General features: G+C 32.5%; 21 protein-coding genes and 1 pseudogene. 15 read left to right on the forward strand and 7 right to left on the reverse strand.

Annotated features, from left to right (window positions below):
• Nucleotides 1-47 precede the first annotated feature (47 nt).
• Nucleotides 48-491, forward strand: a complete 444-nt coding sequence (locus LJY09_RS08620) for a hypothetical protein (protein WP_028413789.1) — start codon at nt 48-50, stop codon at nt 489-491.
• Between the two features lie 308 nt (nt 492-799).
• On the opposite strand, the pseudogene LJY09_RS08625 reads toward LJY09_RS08620, so the two are convergent.
• Nucleotides 800-1213: pseudogene (locus LJY09_RS08625) on the reverse strand (DinB family protein); the annotation flags it as partial.
• Between the two features lie 170 nt (nt 1214-1383).
• Between LJY09_RS08625 and LJY09_RS08630 the strand changes: the two are divergent.
• The 8 genes from LJY09_RS08630 (at nt 1384) to LJY09_RS27625 (ending at nt 7496) form a co-directional block, all read left to right on the forward strand.
• Entirely contained in the window at nt 1384-1641 is a 258-nt protein-coding gene (locus LJY09_RS08630) for a SunI/YnzG family protein (RefSeq protein WP_028413788.1), read from the forward strand.
• A 728-nt stretch (nt 1642-2369) separates the two neighbouring features.
• The gene (locus LJY09_RS08635) at nt 2370-3080 is read left to right on the forward strand and encodes a type II CAAX endopeptidase family protein (protein WP_051418575.1); all 711 of its coding nucleotides are present in this window, start codon (nt 2370-2372) and stop codon (nt 3078-3080) included.
• A 216-nt stretch (nt 3081-3296) separates the two neighbouring features.
• Nucleotides 3297-3956, forward strand: a complete 660-nt coding sequence (locus LJY09_RS08640) for a DUF3885 domain-containing protein (protein ID WP_028413786.1) — start codon at nt 3297-3299, stop codon at nt 3954-3956.
• A gap of 202 nt (nt 3957-4158) precedes the next feature.
• Nucleotides 4159-4593, forward strand: coding sequence for a hypothetical protein (locus tag LJY09_RS08645; protein WP_028413785.1), 435 nt, complete (start codon nt 4159-4161; stop codon nt 4591-4593).
• Nucleotides 4594-5384: 791 nt separating this feature from the next.
• Nucleotides 5385-5960, forward strand: coding sequence for an MEDS domain-containing protein (locus tag LJY09_RS08650; RefSeq protein WP_081356431.1), 576 nt, complete (start codon nt 5385-5387; stop codon nt 5958-5960).
• Nucleotides 5961-6288: 328 nt separating this feature from the next.
• Nucleotides 6289-6768, forward strand: a complete 480-nt coding sequence (locus LJY09_RS08655; RefSeq protein ID WP_063247027.1) for a site-2 protease family protein — start codon at nt 6289-6291, stop codon at nt 6766-6768.
• Nucleotides 6769-7064: 296 nt separating this feature from the next.
• On the forward strand, nt 7065-7337 hold the full coding sequence (locus tag LJY09_RS08660) for a GlsB/YeaQ/YmgE family stress response membrane protein (RefSeq protein ID WP_028408939.1): 273 nt from the start codon (nt 7065-7067) through the stop codon (nt 7335-7337).
• A gap of 33 nt (nt 7338-7370) precedes the next feature.
• A complete protein-coding gene (locus LJY09_RS27625; protein ID WP_255219823.1) occupies nt 7371-7496 on the forward strand; it encodes a hypothetical protein in 126 nt (41 codons plus the stop codon).
• 312 nt (nt 7497-7808) lie between these two features.
• Here LJY09_RS27625 and LJY09_RS08665 read toward each other — a convergent pair whose 3' ends face one another.
• Complete coding sequence (locus LJY09_RS08665; protein WP_108674593.1) at nt 7809-7994, reverse strand: DUF8096 family protein; 186 nt, start codon at nt 7992-7994, stop codon at nt 7809-7811.
• Nucleotides 7995-8943: 949 nt separating this feature from the next.
• Here LJY09_RS08665 and LJY09_RS08670 point away from each other — a divergent pair.
• From LJY09_RS08670 to LJY09_RS08695, 6 genes are all read left to right on the forward strand, one after another.
• Nucleotides 8944-10215 carry a cation:dicarboxylate symporter family transporter gene (locus tag LJY09_RS08670; protein WP_028413781.1) on the forward strand — a complete coding sequence of 424 codons (1272 nt, stop codon included), beginning with the start codon at nt 8944-8946 and terminating at the stop codon, nt 10213-10215.
• A gap of 37 nt (nt 10216-10252) precedes the next feature.
• Nucleotides 10253-11695 carry an aspartate ammonia-lyase gene (gene aspA, locus LJY09_RS08675; protein ID WP_228307664.1) on the forward strand — a complete coding sequence of 481 codons (1443 nt, stop codon included), beginning with the start codon at nt 10253-10255 and terminating at the stop codon, nt 11693-11695.
• A 510-nt stretch (nt 11696-12205) separates the two neighbouring features.
• Nucleotides 12206-12376, forward strand: a complete 171-nt coding sequence (locus LJY09_RS08680; RefSeq protein ID WP_176551740.1) for a hypothetical protein — start codon at nt 12206-12208, stop codon at nt 12374-12376.
• A 579-nt stretch (nt 12377-12955) separates the two neighbouring features.
• Nucleotides 12956-13531, forward strand: coding sequence for a TetR/AcrR family transcriptional regulator (locus tag LJY09_RS08685; RefSeq protein ID WP_154972803.1), 576 nt, complete (start codon nt 12956-12958; stop codon nt 13529-13531).
• A gap of 68 nt (nt 13532-13599) precedes the next feature.
• A complete protein-coding gene (locus LJY09_RS08690) occupies nt 13600-14349 on the forward strand; it encodes an SDR family NAD(P)-dependent oxidoreductase (RefSeq protein ID WP_028413778.1) in 750 nt (249 codons plus the stop codon).
• A gap of 352 nt (nt 14350-14701) precedes the next feature.
• Complete coding sequence (locus LJY09_RS08695; protein WP_228307665.1) at nt 14702-15715, forward strand: NADP-dependent oxidoreductase; 1014 nt, start codon at nt 14702-14704, stop codon at nt 15713-15715.
• 711 nt (nt 15716-16426) lie between these two features.
• On the opposite strand, the gene LJY09_RS08700 is transcribed toward LJY09_RS08695, so the two are convergent.
• The 5 genes from LJY09_RS08700 to LJY09_RS08720 form a co-directional block, all read right to left on the reverse strand.
• Nucleotides 16427-17596, reverse strand: a complete 1170-nt coding sequence (locus tag LJY09_RS08700) for an FtsW/RodA/SpoVE family cell cycle protein (RefSeq protein WP_154973061.1) — start codon at nt 17594-17596, stop codon at nt 16427-16429.
• Between the two features lie 193 nt (nt 17597-17789).
• Nucleotides 17790-18875: a DUF4179 domain-containing protein gene (locus LJY09_RS08705; protein ID WP_228307666.1), complete on the reverse strand. Its 1086-nt coding sequence runs from the start codon at nt 18873-18875 to the stop codon at nt 17790-17792.
• A complete protein-coding gene (locus tag LJY09_RS08710) occupies nt 18859-19140 on the reverse strand; it encodes an RNA polymerase sigma factor (RefSeq protein ID WP_315941877.1) in 282 nt (93 codons plus the stop codon). Before LJY09_RS08710 ends, LJY09_RS08705 begins: the two co-directional genes overlap by 17 nt.
• Before the next feature lie 15 nt (nt 19141-19155).
• Nucleotides 19156-19386 (reverse strand): RNA polymerase sigma factor, encoded by a 231-nt coding sequence (locus LJY09_RS08715; RefSeq protein ID WP_228307667.1) that lies wholly within the window; start codon nt 19384-19386, stop codon nt 19156-19158.
• Between the two features lie 385 nt (nt 19387-19771).
• Entirely contained in the window at nt 19772-20005 is a 234-nt protein-coding gene (locus LJY09_RS08720; RefSeq protein ID WP_034266402.1) for a hypothetical protein, read from the reverse strand.
• Nucleotides 20006-20191: the final 186 nt, after the last annotated feature.

Here is a 20191-nt window from a genome sequence, read left to right on the forward strand (position 1 = left end):
CTAATAAAAACGGACATACTAACGTTATCTAAAGAAGAGGTGTTACTATGGAATCTCCTTTTGAAATGATAACAGATGTGGATAAGGTGGAAAATGCTTATTATATAGAAGTGAAGCCAGGTGAGTACAATGCAAAGTATTGGAATAAAGAATCGGTCTATTTTGCTGATGAAGCTTTTGCTTATTTCTACACCACGATTTGCAAGTATGTGCCACAGTATCAACCTACCCAAGTGACAGAAATCAAAGCAGAAACATGGCTGAGGATCAGTAATCAGCTGCAAGAACTCGCGTATTTTTTGAGCACCAACCCGCCTATGATTAAACTAAAGAAATGGATTGATTTTAGTAAAGTAGAGGAAACGTACAAACAGTTTGATCATCACAAAAACAAGTACATTCGTGAGTTGATTAACATGATCAAAGAATTTACAGTGTGGATAACAAAGGTATGTCAAACACAATCGTACATCACTATTTTGGGCACTTAATGGGAATCGATGTTGCTTATTGTAATATATAAGCTATGCAGAAAGTGAAAGAATTGCTCAAAACGAATATGGCATATTGGATGGAAACCTGAAAAAGAAAACGTGTTAGGTTTCTAGGGACTGGATAATGTCAAATTAATTGGAACTTTTTTATCGACAGCAAGGCACTTTATAATATCTCCAAGCGGTGTATAGTAAAAATTTCACATATGTCTCAGAGTTGAGATTCTAACGAAACAGTTAGAATCTGAAATGCTGATTATGTTAATTGGGTTTGTATATGTGGTATACATAAGCGCTTAACTTGTTTAATCCCAGACTTTAGGACGATCAACTCCCATTGTTCTTAAATACTGTAAGAGTTGTCCTGCGTGTACGAACTCATGATAACCTATACGCAATAACATATCGCCTAAAGAACGAATATAGCCTACATCTGAACGATCTATTTGAATACATGTTAAATCCTCATCTGAAAAGGTACTTATCATCTCTAGAAATTGTTGATGGTATATGTCTGCAAATTCCAATTCACTTTTTACACAAATCAATGGTTTTTTTTCAAAAGGAGAGTCAAATTCTTTTAAGATACCCCTATTTTTAATAGCTAGATGATAATAGTATTCTGACTCTAAGACATGTCGAACCATCTCTATGCATGTCATAGCTTCTTTATCTGGCTTCCAATCCAATTCAGTTTGAGGAATTGCTTCCCCCTTTTTATCTTCTTAGATAATTTTACTAAATTAAAAAGAGAAACATCTAATTATTTCAAATATTTATGGTTCTTATAATAGGTTTTATGTTAATTAACTCGGCATATTGTATTCATTAATTTATCTTCTCTTATAGTGTGTTAAAATGTAATTATAAGGAAAAAGGGGATGTTTATATGTTTACAGTGGGAATTGACGTTAAGAAAACAGAAAAAGAATTAATCATAAAATGGCAACTTGCTAAATTTAATATTGCACTAGAAGATATTATTGAGATTACGGAAGACGATACGTATGGAGGTAAAGAAGTTGATGCAATCCGTATAGGTCCTCCATATGGAACAACTGATCGAATATTCATTAAAACTAAGAAGCAAAATTACATACTTTTCACTACAAACAGGGCGACAATCATAAACAGAATAAACTCATAATCGATAGTTTTTATGTATAAATAATGGCCATATCTAATCACAGATGTGGTCATTAATATTTAGCTTCACTACCAATAAAGTTCATTATATTAATTACAAATCAAATATCTTATGTATTTTTATTTTTATTTACTTTTAAATACTTTGTAAAGTAAGCAGCGAGTAATAGTAACATCATATTAACAACCCAACTTATTGTACCGTTATAATTTAGCCACATCGATAAAAAACAATTAATGGATATGATATAAAAACATAAACTGGAGAGAAGTTCTTTAGGTTGAAAACCTACCTTTTTTATTCTAGCTCTTAAAATGAAAAAGTAGAGCACAGTTGTTAGTACTAAAAGCGGTATTACTACATGTAACAAATAAAATACACTCCTATTTCTTTATTAATCCTTTAAAGGATCATTTTACCATATAGTTGAATCTGCGCCAATAACGTGGTTTATAAAAACTAGAGGTATAAAAAAGTTTAAATAGAACTTAAAAACAAAAGAACCTACCTTTTGGGAGAGGGAGGAGCTTCTTTTTCTCATTAAATAGGAACCCTAGACAGTTGTCTCAGTGTTAACACCTGTCTTCTGTTAATATTCAATACAAAAATGGTTACAGTATTAATTGTTTACAATTAGAAAATAAAACATAATTTATTCTAATTACTAAAAATCACAATGTTATAATAAAATGGGTTTGAAAATATTTAACAACTAAGAGGTGATAAACATGATATTTCTTACTCTGTTTTTACTATTAATTATTGTAGGGTATCCAGTATGGGACTATTTTTATTTAAAGAAAATAAAAAGTAATCAACTAAACAAATGGAGAATGTACGGGGAAATTGTTATTACTCAATGGATATTGGTCATCATATTTCTAGTCTATTGGTTTTTGACTAAACACACGTTTAACAACTTATTTTCTATTAAAAAACCTTTATTTTCTTTAGATAAAGATTTTTTACTGTCTGCGGGAGTGGGGGCAGGAATTAGTATTATAATGATTGTTTTTATGATTTCCTTTTCCAAAAATGCTAGAGAGAAAATTTCCGAAGGATTAAGTGATGAGAGTATTCAATTCCTGTTGCCATCAAACTTCAAGGAAAGGCTGTTTTTTCTTTTGATAGCAGTTACAGCAGGAGTTTGCGAAGAGATTATTTTTCGTGGCGCAATGTTTCATTATTTCGACCACCTCCTTTTTCATTTATCTACCGTTGCAATTGGAATTATTTCAAGTCTGTTATTTGGAATTGTTCACCTCTACCAAGGCTGGAAAGGGGTACTATTCACTTCCTATTTAGGTGGCATTATGTTTTTTCTTCTTGTGGGGACAGGCTCTTTGTGGGTTCCTATCGCACTACATTTCATTATTGATTCGAAGTTTGTCTTTTTGCCTAATAAAAAGAGCCCTTCAAGTGTAATTAAAGAAAATTAAATCACTATTATCAAGAGATACTTGAATAAACTATTATTCAAGTGTTTTTTTTATTACTATTCATTTCTACCTTTAAATTGAGTATTGAAGTTTCATAAAATTTCCTTTTTAATGTGTTCTGAGAACAGAATTTATAAAGAGAGCTTTTTATATCGTATATAAAGAATTCACTTAGAAAAATGTTAAAATAAAATCAAAAACCACGGAGAAAAATATATGAACCATGATATTCTACACTCATTTTTAGAAAAACATTTTGAAAGACTAATATTAGGCCCTTCTCTATTTTATTTATGGAAAAATAGCATTCGTTTTGAAATATCGGATCCTTTGATACCTTATTATAAGAAGGAACATTTAGAGCAAGCATTTTATCGTTCAATCCGATTATTTGAAGCAGTATTTGAAGAAGAAGATGAGATTCTTCTTATTACGGATGTACACTCCATAAAAAAAGATATCTTCCTCCAAAAAAGACCTTTAAACGTATATTTAAAATACATAAAAAATAAGGAAAAGCTATATCAATTAAGTCATCATCCTTTACCTAGTGTATTTGATGAGGCAGATGATCAATCTGTCACTCATCGATTTGCACTTTCTTGTAAGAAACCAGAACTAAAATATGTACAACTCTTAAAAGCTATTTGTTATGAAGACTTTGATCATCCATCTAGCATACTTAAAAACAACCCACAAAGTGGTTATGATATTTATTTTGTTAATCTTTCTAAAGAAATCATTTTTCATTTGTATGATGATCGAGGTTGTGATGTATTAGCCTCTAATAAAGAATCTATAAAGTTTCTTTATGAAGAATATAATCATTGGATTTTAGATTATGACCGGGAAGAAATAGATCTTTTATTTAAATAAAAACATTATTAAATGCAGAGTCACTGAACGAAAGGTTACTATATATGCGTAAAAAAGGATCTGTTCTAATAAAAAATGACAACCAACTAAACCATGCAGAATTAGCACAAATAGCATATTGGAAACCAATTACTGTAGGGGAAGTTCTTTATAACTACTGGGATTAAATTTTCACTAAGAAGAAAAGAATGGAGATATAACGATGGATTCAAGAAAAGCTATGTTGATGGAAATGCAGAAACTTATACATGAATATTCGCAAATGGGTAACCAACTAACTAATATTAATAAAGAACTCGTTTGGCAGGAACTAAACTTAACAGATGAAGAAGCCCTAAGTTTAAGTAGCGAAAATTTATCGCCAGCATCAATAAAAGCAATTGAAAAGATAGTTAAGGATAATATGATGGGCTTATTTCATGATTTTATGTGTTTAGTAGATGGCGTTTCAGATCCGAATGACATTGAAATTGATAACGATGGAGTCTGGCTAGGTCTTCAAATAAAACCAAAGCACTTATTACCTGAACAAGAATTGGAAGATGAACATAGTGAATTAATGCTACATGACGAGGTTTATGATAGTTATTGGGACTGGAAAGACCAATTCGGGGAAAATGATGATAAAAACGGATAATACGTTACTTAAACATCTACTCATCACCACTTCTGTTATGACCCTTATGATGTTTTTAACGATTGTTCTCCTCCCCGAGATATGGCATCTATCTAAAAATTATATGATCGCGATAGGGATTTATTGGGCAATCGTAAAGTGCAAAACGAGAGTAATTTTAATTTCGCAGATTTTTGCTGTTATTTTTAGTATTCCCCTTATGGAATTATTCTTTTGATTTTCAAGCTGAGAGGAACTGTCTGTTTTTGAGATATAGAAGATAAAAAGAACCCTTTGCTACTATAAGCAAAGGGTTTTCAAATTTATTGGGATAGGGGGAATACGTTATTAGTCTGACCAGATTTTTAGATTCATATACATATAGCTTTAAAAATAAATATTGTGATTAAATCTCCGAGTGTAAAATAACCTCATCTTCGTTCTATTATTAGTTAAGTAAACATTAAAGTATTTTAGTTATTATTAAAGTTTTATTGTTTACACTTAGTGACGACAAATATGAACTTTTTCTACAATGTGTGTAATAGTTAACGATATTTTTAATAAAATACGTTAGATGTTACTTCTATAGAAAAGGGGTCGCAGGAAGAAGAGTTTTTTACTTTATGCATATTTTTATACATCGTTGATTTAACAAGGTTTCTCTTTGAGACAGAGCTTAGAAAAGTGTATAAAAAGCGCACCTTCTGTATGTGGTTTTATTTATTTGTTTGAAAATTCAATAAGTTACCACTATATTTTGTTTACATAATCCTAGTATAATGAGAGAGCGAGAAGAAAGAAGGGATTATGTGTTGAAAAGTAAAATGAATCAGTTGTTTGCAGAACAAAAGAGTATTCATATACTGTATTCCTACGACCAGCAAGAAAATTATATACGACAAGTTGTAAGTTATATCCAAGAGGGGATTTTTGCTGGAGATTGCATTCTTCTTATTGAAAATGACCGTTTTTATCCTTTTATTCATGACCATTTGAAAATACTATTGACTACAGATCAAATGAAAATGATACATCGTATAAACAACTTTGATTTCTATTATTCAAGTGGTAGTTATCATCCTCCTGCCATTCTTAATTATTTTAATAAGAGCGTTCAGCCCTACTTAGAAAATAGAATTTCTTTCAGATCATGGGCACATGTAGAATGGAGCACAATGGAAGATCCTTTACATCTAATCGAAGATTTTGAAAAAATAGTGGATAGCGCGGTGAATAAACTCTCATTCCCATTAATTTGTGCATACAAAGGAGAGAGGATGCCAGAGTATCTCAAAACTATTCTGATGGAAACACATCCTTATGTTCTTATTGAGGGTGATTTAATTACTTCTAAACAATATCGGCCATTAACTGAATTGGAATAAAGATAAAAAACGCTTAAGCAATCATACTAAGCGTTTTTTATTTTTAAAGAAATCAATGGCTCCTTTTCATCCATTCAGTTTATTTACCACTATAAGCTCTTTCCTCGTATTCTTATGTCTCTTCAGGTTAGTTTTTCTATTTCGAGGTAGCTCTTTTTATTGTAAAGAAAGTCCGGTTTAATTATTTAGTTAACCTAATGGAAATCATAAATACAAAGAATAGAAAAGCATCATTCTCTTATACAGCCCTCATAAAAATACCGGTTTTGATAGGCGAAAATGTGGAATATCAAATGTAAGATTATTTTAAGAGGAAAGGGAGACAGGTATGTTTGGATGGAGTGATATGCCGAAACTATTATTTTCTTTTTTGATTGTCATTCCACTTGTGTCTGTTATTCACCAACTGGGGCACTCACTTATGGCTATTATTCTAGGAGGAAAGGTCGATTTTACCATTGGACAAGGGAGAACGATTTTTAGGTGGAAGAAAATTAAAATAAAATCTATTTATTTTTTGCACTCCTTTTGTATTTACGAAAAATTAAAGTATGATAACCGTTTTACTCATGCTTGTGTTTATGCTGGAGGTACCGTAGCTAATGTAGCGTCTATCCTTCTTGTGTATGGTTTAATTATGTTGGGTGTTCTCTCAAAGAATCTCTTTTCTTACCAATTTGTTTATTTCTCTATTTATTATATTGTTTTCTCGCTCTTACCCTTTGAATATTCAGAAACGAGTTTAAGTGATGGGCGAGCTATCTATGATGCATTAAGATATGGAAAGATAACGTGTAATCCGGATTAACAAAGGAAAGAAAAATGGCTAATTAAAACTGGACGTCCACAATGCGTATTAACGCGGCAACGGTACTGAAATAGATACTGATTAGTAATCAAGTCGTAATTCTTTAGATACTATGATGTAGCTACTGCAGTAAATTTACCTGTCTACTCAAAAAACAACAAGGAGCTCTTACTGCAGTAAGTAAGGCGTAGATGGTTATATACAAGAAAAACTCTGATCAGGAAAAAAATAACAAGATTAATGAGTTTTAGTGAGGGGTAAAGTTAACTAAATAATTTAAAAGGAGGGAAGTAGTAATGGAGATTCTATGGATGCTAATTGTAGGTGGAATTATCGGGTGGCTCGCCGGTTTAATTACGGGACGCGACGTTCCTGGAGGTATTATTGGTAATATTATCGCTGGCTTTATTGGTTCTTGGTTGGGCGGCCTTATCTTGGGAAGTTGGGGGCCAGTCATTGGCGGTTTTGCAATTATCCCAGCAATTATTGGATCAATCATTTTAGTATTAATTGTAAGCTTTCTTTTAAGAAAAATGGGTCAAAAAAAGAATCATGGTCATCATGTATAAAAATTGAAAAAACTTAAATTGGAGTGATTAAAAATGAGAGAAGAAAATAATTCTATGCTATATGATTTTGTTGAAGGTAATCAATTTGAACTAGATTCTTATCTTACTTATTTATTCGATCAAATTAATAATGATAGCGAAATTCTGTCAGAAGATTAATGAGATTACAGATATTTTATTATAAAGAAACAGACAAAAAAATAATAAATCAAAATATAGTATAAGCGACCTTAGTAACTTTGTTTACAGTATATAGGGTCGCTTATTATTATGGAAAATATTTAAAAATAAAGTGCAGATATGCTTCATTACTGCAGTAGGTCAGGCGTAAACGGCCCTAGAATCTGCGCTTTTTATAGGTTAGGGATTAGCTTCCTCACTTAAACTGAAGTATCTATTACTCAACCTTATTAAACATAAACAAAAGGCCCCTTTAAATTCTGAAGGGCCTGGTTATTATATATTTACATTTTATATACTCTTCCTCATGCCACATTCTCTACATTCATGTAAGAAAACGCCACCTTTTACGGAGCTTTTGAAGTAAGCTGAGTTACAGTGATCGCAACGGCCACTAACCTTATTCGGAAATTCCACATAGTCATACACTTTATCAAAATCGATTTCTTGCTCTTTTATTTCTTCCAGGTTGATCATTCTTTTCTATTTGACTTTTATTAGACTAACACAATTAAGTCTATATAAAAGGTGTATGTTAAAATTACTTTGTTTTTTCCATAACAGTTTGTCGTTATTAAAATATTATTTACTTCTATGAGACCTGTCTAAATAAAATGTACGCGAAATGAATAATAATTTTCTTGATTTATCTGTCGTATATAAATATAATGTAACTGAAGTACGCAAAAAGAGAACATGAAATTAAAAATATACTTTTCGTTATTATCATTTTTTTGATTCCATTCATTACCTATATACAAGAAACGCATGTTTATTATAATGAGATTACAGTATGAAGAGGCTGAAGGAGATACCCCAACTTAATGCTGTAGTTTAGTTAATTAAGTTACACTTGAAATAAATCCTAAATTCCTTTAGCTTTCAGAGAAGATATATGTAGTTACTACGATTGAAATTTTTGAAAGCGATATCATTTAATTTGAAGAAAAACATTTTAAGAGATTTAATTATTTTAACAAGTTATAGAGATATCTAATGTTATGATTTCCTTATCTCTAAATAAAAGAAGAAGATATTTCTTTATCTGAAATGAAGGGATAATAGTTTAGAATATGTTGTCTAACATTCATATAAATCTAGTAACAGTCACTTCTAGGTTTATATGAATGTTAGACAATAAACAGGATTTCAAAAGGTTAAAAGGATAATAGAAAATCTCTTTATAAATGATACTATATGCTCAGGTATATAAGGTGAGCCGAAAAAGTGTATTTTACATTAAAGATTTTGAAAACGCTTTACTGAAGGGGGGAGTTAATTTCAAATTATATGATTACCATTTATTTTAAAGATTATTTACACATTGGACTTATTTTTAATTATTGTCTTTTTTTATAGACGCTAGCCTAAGCATAGGCTCTCTTTAAGTGTTTTAATGAACTGTAAATTGAAAGGGGTTACAACTATGAAGAAATTGGGATTAGCTACACAAATATTTATTGGACTTGCGTTCGGGATTGCTATAGGTGCTCTTTTTTATGGAAATCATGCAGTGATGGCCATTCTTCAACCTTTAGGAGATATTTTTCTTCACCTAATTAAAATGATTGTTATTCCTATCGTTGTATCTGCACTCATCGTATCTATAGCTGGTGTAGGTGATATTAAAAAGTTAGGAAGACTAGGTGGAAAAACCATTCTTTATTTTGAAATTGTTACTACCATTGCATTAGCAGTGGGCTTATTGGCCGCAAATTTGTTCCATCCAGGTACTGGTATAGATATGGGGAACCTTGAGAAAGGTGATATATCCAAATATGAAGAAACATCTAAAACAACTGAAAGTGCAGGTGTAGCAGCTCAAATTGTTCATATCATCCCAACTAATATATTCCAATCATTGACTGAAGGAAATTTATTAGCGATTATCTTTTTCTCAGTCTTATTTGGTCTAGGAGTTGCAGCAATTGGAGAAAAAGGCAAACCAGTTTTAAATTTTTTTGAAGGCGTACTAGAATCCATGTTTTGGATGACAAACTTAGTTATGAAATTTGCTCCATTTGGCGTATTTGCTTTAATTGGTTTGAATGTGGCGAAGTTTGGAATTGGTTCATTAATCCCTTTAGGAAAGTTAGTACTCGTTATATATCTGACCATGATTTTCTTTGTTTTTGTAGTATTAGGTATTATTGCAAAAATGGCTGGAACTAATGTTTTAGTGCTTATAAAAATCTTAAAAGATGAGTTAATTTTAGCGTTTACAACCGCAAGCTCTGAAGCAGTATTGCCAAGGTTAATGACTAAAATGGAGAACTTTGGTTGTCCGAAAGCTGTCACATCATTTGTTATTCCGACAGGATATACCTTTAACCTTGATGGATCATCCATTTACCAAGCCATTGCTGCCCTTTTCATTGCACAAATGTATGGGATTCATTTATCTTTCATAGAACAAATTACACTTTTACTTGTATTAATGTTGACTTCTAAGGGAATGGCAGGAGTTGCAGGAGCTTCATTTGTTGTTGTATTAACAACACTAGGATCAATGGGATTACCTCTAGAAGGTATGGCATTCATTGCTGGTATTGATCGTATTTTAGATATGCTTCGTACATCTGTCAACGTAGTAGGTAACGCATTAGCTGCTATTGTGATGTCTAAGTGGGAAGGCGGATTCGATAAAGAAAAAGCAAAGCATTATACAGATTCTATTAGAAAATCGGACGTAGCATAAAAAAATTTCTTTTTATGTAAAGAAGGAGATCAATGTTATGAAAAATATAGAAATACCAGAAAAACAAAATGTAAGAATTGAAAAAGATTTCCTAGGAACAAAAGAAGTTCCTACTTATGCTTACTATGGGATTCAAACTTTACGTGCAGTTGAAAACTTCCCAATAACAGGATATCAGATTCACCCAGAGCTTATTAAAGCATTAGGAATCGTAAAAAAGGCTGCTGCTCTTGCTAACATGGAAACCAAAAGGTTATATGATGGATTGGGTAACGCAATTATTGAAGCAGCAGAAGAGGTTATCGAAGGGAAAAGAAACAATCAATTTATTGTTGGTCCAATACAGGGTGGTGCGGGGACCTCAATGAATATGAATGCAAATGAGGTTATTGCAAATAGAGCTTTAGAGTTACTTGGTCACGAGAAAGGTTCTTATTCCGATTTAAGCCCTAATAGTCATGTAAACATGTCACAATCAACAAACGACGTATTCCCAACTGCTATCCATATTGCAACGCTTAATCTGTTAAATAAGTTACTAAAAACAATGAATTATATGCACAGTGTATTTCAGAAAAAGGCAGAACAATTTGATTCTATTATAAAGATGGGACGTACTCACCTACAGGATGCGGTTCCAATCCGTCTTGGTCAAGAATTTGAATCATATAGTCGTGTTCTTGAGCGCGATATGAAACGTATTAAGCAATCTTATGGACATTTATATGAGGTTAATATGGGAGCAACTGCAGTTGGAACGGGTTTAAATGCAGATCCACGTTATATCGAAAATGTTGTAAGATATCTAGCAAATATTAGTGGTTTACCACTTAAGAAGGCCAATCATCTTGTAGACGCGACTCAAAATACAGACGCTTATACAGAAGTCTCCGCTAGCTTAAAAGTTTGCATGATTAATATGTCTAAAATTGCGAATGATATCCGATTAATGGCGTCGGGTCCTCGTGCAGGATTAGCTGAACTTATATTACCAGCTCGTCAACCTGGTTCATCTATTATGCCTGGAAAGGTCAATCCTGTCATGCCTGAAATGATTAATCAAGTAGCTTTTCAAGTTATAGGTAATGATCATACAATTTGCCTGGCATCGGAAGCAGGTCAACTTGAACTAAATGTGATGGAGCCTGTTCTTGTATTTAACTTGCTTCAGTCAATCAGTATTATGAATAACGCATTCCACGTCTTCACAGACCATTGTCTAAGAGGCATTGAAGCAAATGAGGGACGTTTAAAAGAGTATGTAGAAAAAAGTGTAGGGATTATTACAGCCGTAAATCCACATATCGGATATGAAGTAGCAGCACGAATTGCTAGAGAGGCTATTTTAAATGGAAAGTCGGTACGAGAACTATGTTTGCAATATGACGTATTGACTGAGGAGGAGCTTGAGTTAATTTTAAATCCCTATGAAATGACGAACCCAGGTATATCTGGCAGCTCTCTTTTTGACAGAAATTAATTTTTAACAGCTTGCTCCATATTAAGTTTATCGTATAAGCCACCTACTCCGGATATCCCTAGGTGGCTTATTTTCGGTATAAACGTCTAAAAATACCACATGCCATTCAAACCAGGCTATTTTTTATAGTCTAAATACCACCTAAACGCTTTTCTTCATGCTACACTCTCGACATTCACGTAGAAAAATGCACTATTTGTCGCCACTAACTATAAATAGTGAAATCTTAAAAATACATAAAATACTTTAATATTTACTTACCTAACTATAAAACGTAGATAAAGTTATTTTGTAAAAACAGAATTGTTCACAACATTTATTTTTAAAGTTATATGTATATGAATCTACAAATCTGGGCAAACTACTAACGTATTCCCCCCTATTCCAATAAATTTGAAAATCCTTTGCTTGTATAGCAAAGGATTATTTTTGGAAAATTTTACTTTTGTTGATTGTTAATCTGAATAAAAGGGAACTACATATATTAATAGCACACAAAGGAGATATGCATTGGAAACAAATTACGGGTACTATACTGGATCTCTGTTCGTGAGGGAATTAGAACGTTTAAAAGAAGAATATATTCAACTTGATCTCGACGATATGAAAGTAATGATGAGGGAAGACATTTTACTTCTAGAAAAAGCAATGGATATGTTGTGTAAGAATAAAGTGTATTAAATTGAGCAAACTACTCGAGAAGTCTTTTAGGACTCCACTTACAACCTAATATTTATCAGTAGAAAAAGCCATCTTCCCCAAAGATGGCTTTTTCGCCTTTTAGTTAACATAAAACCAATTTCCGGAACAAACAAAAAAAAAGGTTAACCATTAAATGATTAACCTTCTTTTTAGCATAGAGAGTTTTTGTTATTGTTTATATCTTGAAACAATCATAAAGAAATATACAGTTAGATTTGAGTTTGCCTCTAAAGAAGCATTTATAGATGATTTTATAGGGTGAGCTTGCTTCAAAACTTCGTTACTTTTTCTTGTTCTACTAAAGAATTCTGATTAATTAGGAAAATAATGGTCTTAAATTCCGATTGAAAATTCTTTACTGAACGTTCTCAAATTGATATACTAAGTACAAGTTAGATCTAACAGTACCTTATCAAAATAAGAATGATCATTCTTAAATTACCTGAAGAGTTTATTGAGGGAGGAATGAATAGTATAAGATTGTTGCACTCTAAGTGTATAAATGATTCTAAATCCTTTCTCAGACATACGAGATAATACGTTCTAAGGTGTGAGTACATGGCTAGAAATAAAGAATTTGATGAAAAAGAAGCATTAAGGAAAGCAATGGAGCTTTTCTGGCAACAGGGGTATGAAAAAACATCCATGCAAGATTTGGTGAACTATATGGGCGTTCACCGTAGAAGTATTTATGATACATTCGGTGACAAACATACTTTATTTATTCGAGCCCTGAGTCACTATGTAGAAGTAATGGATGTAAGATTTAAAAGTAACATAACACCCGATTTAACGGTTAAGCAGGCTATACGAAAATTATTTGAAATGGTTATTTATCCAGCCGATAAACAGCCAAAAGGGTGTTTAACAGTCAACACAGCAGTTGAATTATCGTTACTTGATCAAGAAGTAGCTGAAAAAATTACAGAGACGTTTATAAAGACCGAAACCTTATTATTTGATTTACTGAAACATGGTCAAGAACAAGGAGAGATTCCTGAGCACTATGATATCAAAGGGCTCTCTAAATTTATTCATAATTCCCTTGTAGGAATACGAGTATTAGCAAAAACAACAAATGATAAAAAAGAATTAGAAACCATTATTGATATGAATTTGTCAGCACTAGGATGAATTATATCTTGTTGTTTAAATAAATGAATTAACACCAATCTAAATATATTTTTAAGGAGAGAAAGAATATGAAGTACACAGTTATTACAGGAGCAAGTTCAGGTATAGGATATGAAACAGCGTTAGAATTTGCTGCTCGTGGAAAAAACTTAATTATTGTAGCTAGAAGATTAGAGAGATTAGAAGGGCTCAAATCAGTCATTCATAATATAAATCCTGATTTAGATGTTATTATTCATACAAGTGACCTATCGATAACAGATCAGGCGTACGCACTGTATAACAGTTTAAAGCAGTATCAAATTGAGACGTGGATTAATAATGCCGGTCTTGGTGAATCTTCTTCTGTGACAGATCAGAATTTAGAAAAAGTAGAATCCATGTTACGTCTTAACATAGAGTCATTGGCAATCCTTTCTACGCTATTCGTGCGAGATTATTCTCATGTAGAGGGAACTCAATTAATTAACGTATCCTCCGCACTGGGATATGCAACTTATATTGGTGGTATCACCTATTCTGCATCTAAATATTTTGTTAGTGCATTTACAGAAGGGCTTGCAAAAGAACTAGAGCTTAAAGGTGCAAAAATGAAGGCCAAAGTTTTAGCACCAGCAGTGACAGAAACAGAATTTGAGAAAACTTCACAGGATGTAGAAGAATTCGATTATAAAAACTTTATGCCGATGTATCACACAGCTAAGCAAATGGCTGGTTTTATGATGGAACTTTATGACAATGATAAAGTTGTAGGTATTGTAGATGAAAGCTACAATTTCAATTTAAGAGATCAAATCTATCCAATACTAGGCGCTTAATGTATCAACAAAGGTTTTAAATCTATATATAACTGAAAAACGAACATAACTCATTAGGGTGATAAACATAGTTTACAGCATCAATTCAAAAAATTTAACTATTTAAGAATGAACGTTCTAAAATAAAACAACAGTATCAGATGGATAAAAAGGTGATTTTGTAAGTGTTTAAGGTTTAGGTGGTGGGTTGATCCTAAAATAAGGTTTCCTCCACCTAAACGATTGGAATAATATAAGTTTTTTATAAAAAGAATTATATTGAGGAGAAAAAATGAAGTAGACAGTGAAAATAATAAAAATAAGATAAAAAAACTAATAAAAGCAACTCAATGGAAGGGTGCTAAAGAAAAGAATGAAAACACTCATGAAAGCAGCTCAGATCACCAAATATTCAAAAGATATTCAGGCCCAAGTCAATGATATTCCAATCCCAGAAATCAATGACAACGAAGTCTTGGTAAAAGTTAAAGCTGCGGCGGTCAATCCACTCGAAATGTTGATTATGACAGGTAGTGTAAAACTGATTCAGGACTATGAATTCCCCTTAACGCTTGGTAATGAATTGACAGGAGTTATAGAAAAGGTTGGAAAAAACGTGAAAGAATTTCAGGTAGGAGATGACATCTATACACGTCTCCCATTAAAAAAAATTGGTACTTTTGCGGAATATGCCGCAATTGATGCTACCGCCATTGCACTAATGCCAAAAAACTTATCTTATGTGGAAGCTGCTGCAGCACCACTGGCTGGACTAACAGCTTATCAAGGTCTACACGAAGAACTTGAGGCACAGCCTGGTAAATCTGTTTTTATTCCAGGTGGATCGGGTAGCTTTGGTCAAATGGCTGTCCCAATCGCAAAAGAAATAGGTCTGAATGTTATTGTTAGTGGCAACTCAGAAGCGCGCGAACGCACGTTGGAAATGGGTGCAGATCAATATTTGGTTTATGCAACAGAAAACTACGTTGACTCGTTGTCGAATGTGGATTATGTGATCGATACACTGGGTCCTAAAGAATTTGACAACGAATTGAGTATCATCAAACCTGGGGGAAGGTTGCTCTCTCTCCGTACAGGCCCAAATAAGCGTTTCGGAAAAAAAGGAAATTTTCCATTTTGGAAACAAAAGCTGTTTTCCGTTGCTGGTGCAAAGTATGACTACAAAGCCAAGAGACACGACGTGGAATATCATTTTATGTTTGTTCGTTCTGACGGCGCACAACTAAAAAAAATCACCAAAATCATTGAGGAACACAACATTGTTCCACCAATTCATCCAACACTATTTCCCATAGACAACGTAAATGAGGCGCTAGAACTAGTTGCAAGTGGACGACCGAAAGGAAAAGTAATTATTAATTTTTAGGAGAACATGAGGAGATCAGTCCAAATAAAAACTAACCTAAAAAGAAGAAGGTCATGTCCATAATTTATCTGTTATAAAAATAAACAATAGATTAAGTGTTAATTAAAAGTAATGTATTAAAAAATACTATATATTTTGTAACAGTATTAACTATTACTCTTGTTGATATAATGTTATAATTTACTTTCATTTACAAGAGTAATAGTTAACTTACTTTATTAAAAATAGCGTTACATATTACATACCTTGTAGAAAAACTTCTTATTTGTCGTCACTAACTGTAAATAGTGAAACATTAGTAATAACTAACATACTTTAATATTTACTCAACAAATAATATCACTTAAATAAAGTTGTTTTATAAGAGGGAATTCAATTAAAATATTTATTTTTAAAGTTATATGTATATGAATCTACAAATCTGGCCACACTAATAACGTATTCCCCCTATTCCAATAAATTTGAAAATCCTTTGCATATTTGCAAAGGATTCTTTTTTGTTCATTTAATTATGAAATTATAAATCGAACTTACTTTTTTAACTTATTGTACTTAAAATATTTGAATTAGGTTAATAGTCTACAAACACCACATAACAAAGCCAATGTACAGGATCCCAAAAGAGACAAATAAAACATATTTTAATATATGCAGACGTGTTTGAGACGTCATATTTGGTTCATTACTTTTCACTTCTTGATTCATTTTTAGTTACCTCTCACTTTGATCGAAAATATATACATTTGATCTAAAACTAATATTTAAAACGAGTCCCATTAAACACATGCTACTCATAAGAGAACTGCCCCCATAGCTTATAAATGGTAAAGGGATTCCTGTAATAGGTAGGAGGCCTATACACATTCCTACGTTCTCAAGAACATGGAAGAAAATAACGGATATAATTCCTGTACAAATGTACGTAGAATATTTATCTTTTGTATGGAAGGCTACCGTTATAATTTGATAAATTAATACCATAAACAAAAGGAGAACCAAACTTGTTCCCACGAATCCATAGTTCTCTCCAATTGCACTAAAAATGAAATCTGAATGCTTTTCCGGAACATATACAGCATAATGGGAGGTATCTCGCCCTGATATAGAACCGGAGCCAATGGCCTTTACAACTTGCATATAGTTATAAGAAAGATTTCCTGCATAAGATTCTGGATCAAACCATGCATAGATACGATCAAACTGGTAGGAATGAACATGAAGATATTTTTCTAGGATGGCTGCATGATTCAGAACCATGTATAAAATGATAGAGGCGATTACTCCCATAGAAGCAAAAATAGGTAGAATCAATTTCCATGCAACACCTGAAACAAATACCATCATAAAGAATAAGAAAATCATAACTAATGCTGTTCCTAAATCGGGTTGTTGCATGATTAAAAGAATGGGTGCAAAAAGTGTTGCACCTAGTTTTCCAATCAGTAGCAAATCACTTCTGACATCTCTAACTCTAAATTTTTCATTGTGCTGTTGAATTACTTTACTAAACGCTAATATTAAGGAGATTTTCATGAACTCGGATGGCTGAATAGAACCAATTCCGGGGAGCACAAACCAACTTTTCGCATTATTTTTGAGAGGAGCAATACTTGTGGGCGAAATAATTAGCAAAATAAGAATAAAAATAGTAAAACCGTAGAAAAACCACGTGATCCGATTCAATTGATCTTCATCAGGCCTCATCATCATGAAGATAATGACTCCGCCTACAATGTACCATTCCACCTGTTTAACGACGAAATTTGTTGTGTACTGTCCTGTTTGTTGGGCATTAAAAATAGCAACACAACTAATGATAAAAAATAACAAAAGGGTGAAAGCAAGCCCATAATTAAAGCTTTCTGATTTCTTACGTTCCATTTGTAAAACACCATTTCTATATAGATTTGTTGACATCGTTAATTAGACGCTTCAAAAACAAAATAGTTTTCTATTTTTGAGAAAAATTTACTTATATATAGTAGGTTATAGGCCATACTTTGTTTGATACAAATAAAAAAAGAAATACCCAGAGAAATAGTGGGCCTATTCCTTAGGGTAGTAACCAATCTATTTAATTTAGTTTTTTCTTTCCTTTAGCGTAAATAATAATTTTATAAGGATCCTCTTTTAATTTGGCCTTCATGTTTTTTGTTTGGAGGAATTCATCAATAACCCCTTCGAGTTTACGGGCAAACTGTTTATTCTCCTCCGAATAACTTAATGAGGTATAGATGAATACTTGTGGTTCAGGGTGAACAGAGTAGCCGACCATCTTCACATGATATCTATCTTTTCCTAATAAATCTTCACCAACATCATCAAGGATATTTCCCCATCTACCTTCTTGTTCTTGCTTTTTTAAGTTAATTTTATATACCTTTATAGGTGTTTTTTCTTCGTTATTTTTAACAAGAACATCGCTAATCACTTGTTTAATATCTTCAATATGCTTCTCAGTATCAAGTACTTCTAGAGCTACTCTTGTATCCGAGTCAAACCCTGCTATGCTAGCATCTAACACATGATAATTACGTTTTTGTAATTCAGCATCAATCTCTTGATTTATTTTGTCGTATTTTTCTTGACGAGGATCAGGTTTATACTCATATTGAACAGGATCATACCGTGTAATTTTGACTTTATAACTATCATAGTTACGTGCCTCTAAAATATCTTTTGTAATTTTATTTATATCGCCTTTAACGCGCTTAAAATACTTCTCTGAACCATCCACACTTATCTCAATTTGCTTCTTTCCTCCATAATAGGTCTGACCTAAAGAATCAATTTTATAACCTTTTTTCCTTAGCGTATTAATAATTTCAGTGCCTACAGACTCTTTCTTGAAAATCTGACCCAAATAAGGGATTTTAGAAACTACTTGAGCCATTGCAGGAGAAACAAATGCTGAACTAATGAATGCACCACTCAAAATAACAAGTGCAATCCCACAGTAGACAACATTTCTTAGAAGGTGATTTTTTTTCATAGGTAATATATCGTTTCCAGGCTTTACTGATTCTGATTGCTCTAATTGATCAATGGCTTCTAGAAGTCGCTGCTTCTGTTTTTGTTTTTGGTTTGATTTCCAGACCAAATCCTCATTCAGTTTTTCTAGTGAACTATCATCCATAAAAGAATTAAACCGTTTCTTCATATATATATCCGTCCTTTACTAACTGCTTTCTCAAAGCAGGAATTGCCCTGAACTGTGTAGACTTTACTTTGCTTTCAGACCACCCTAAAATGGTCGCCGTATCCTTAACAGAAAAACCTTGAACTTTTCGCAGTAAAATAACCTTTCTGTGTCCGTCTTTCAGCTTTTCTAACGCTTGATACAGCTCTAGAGAAGTTTCTTTAAGCTCAATCATCTCTTGAGGTAAACGATTAGGGTCTGTTTTCGACAGAATAAAATCTTTCAGAAGACTTAAAGGTTTCTATTTTCTAAAATAATCCATGGTGACATTATGCGCAATGCGGAACAACCACGTCTTTTCACTGGAGTTTTGCTGAAAGGAATCGTAAGAGAGGTAAGCTTTCACGAAGGTTTCATGCGTCAAATCTTCAGCTTGCTGATAATCTTTCACCAGCATTAAAATAAATTTTAATATGGCGTCGCTATGGTCGTCATACCAACGCTCGATTTCTTCTTTTTTTATATTTTCCAATATCCTGACCATCCTTTTAACCAATATTCGTTACTTAGACGAGAGTTTTTCAAAAAAAGTTGTGTTTTTTATACAAAAAAATAAAAAAACTCTCTTATTTGAGAGTTTTTAATAAAGATCTTCATACTTTTCCGTACCTGTTTTGTGAAATGAAAATATAGATACATTTTTTAAAACTTTCACTTATGCAATAGGATAGTGCGAAATTGCTATATAAAGATTGCATAACTGTTGCAACCTTTGAGTAAACTACTTGAGAAGTCTTTCAGGACTCCACTTACAACCTAATATTTATCAGTAGAAAAAGCCATCTTCCCCAAAGCTGGCTTTTTCGCCTTTTAGTTAACATAACAGGTATTATCGGTAGAAATAAAAAAACAGACCTTTAGTTAAAGATCTGTTTTCTTTCTTTAGCGAAAACTAGATACGTTCCCACTAAAAGCATAATGCCCGAAGCTATACAAATTAACCAGTACATTAAAGGGTAACTATATGAAACTGTCATAACCCCAGTATCTCTATGTAATGTTTTAACGATAAACGGAGTATACATCATCTTAATAGTTAAGTACGTTAATAAAGCTTGAGCAATAAGAAATATCCCTATTGCACGTTTCACGACTCTGCCTCCAAACTCATACATGTTTCTATGTACACTCTAACATAAATAGCCTTACTTATTAATGTTAGTTACCATAATCCACGTTCTATGCACTCTTAACAAAAAATGAAGCTCATCTAACAAAATTGTAAGCCCGTCTTACATTATTGTTAGGTGAGCTTTATTAAATCTCGTATTATAATT

This window comes from Priestia sp. J2, from assembly GCF_020790095.1.
Taxonomy (GTDB): Bacteria; Bacillota; Bacilli; order Bacillales; family Bacillaceae_H; genus Priestia; species Priestia zanthoxyli.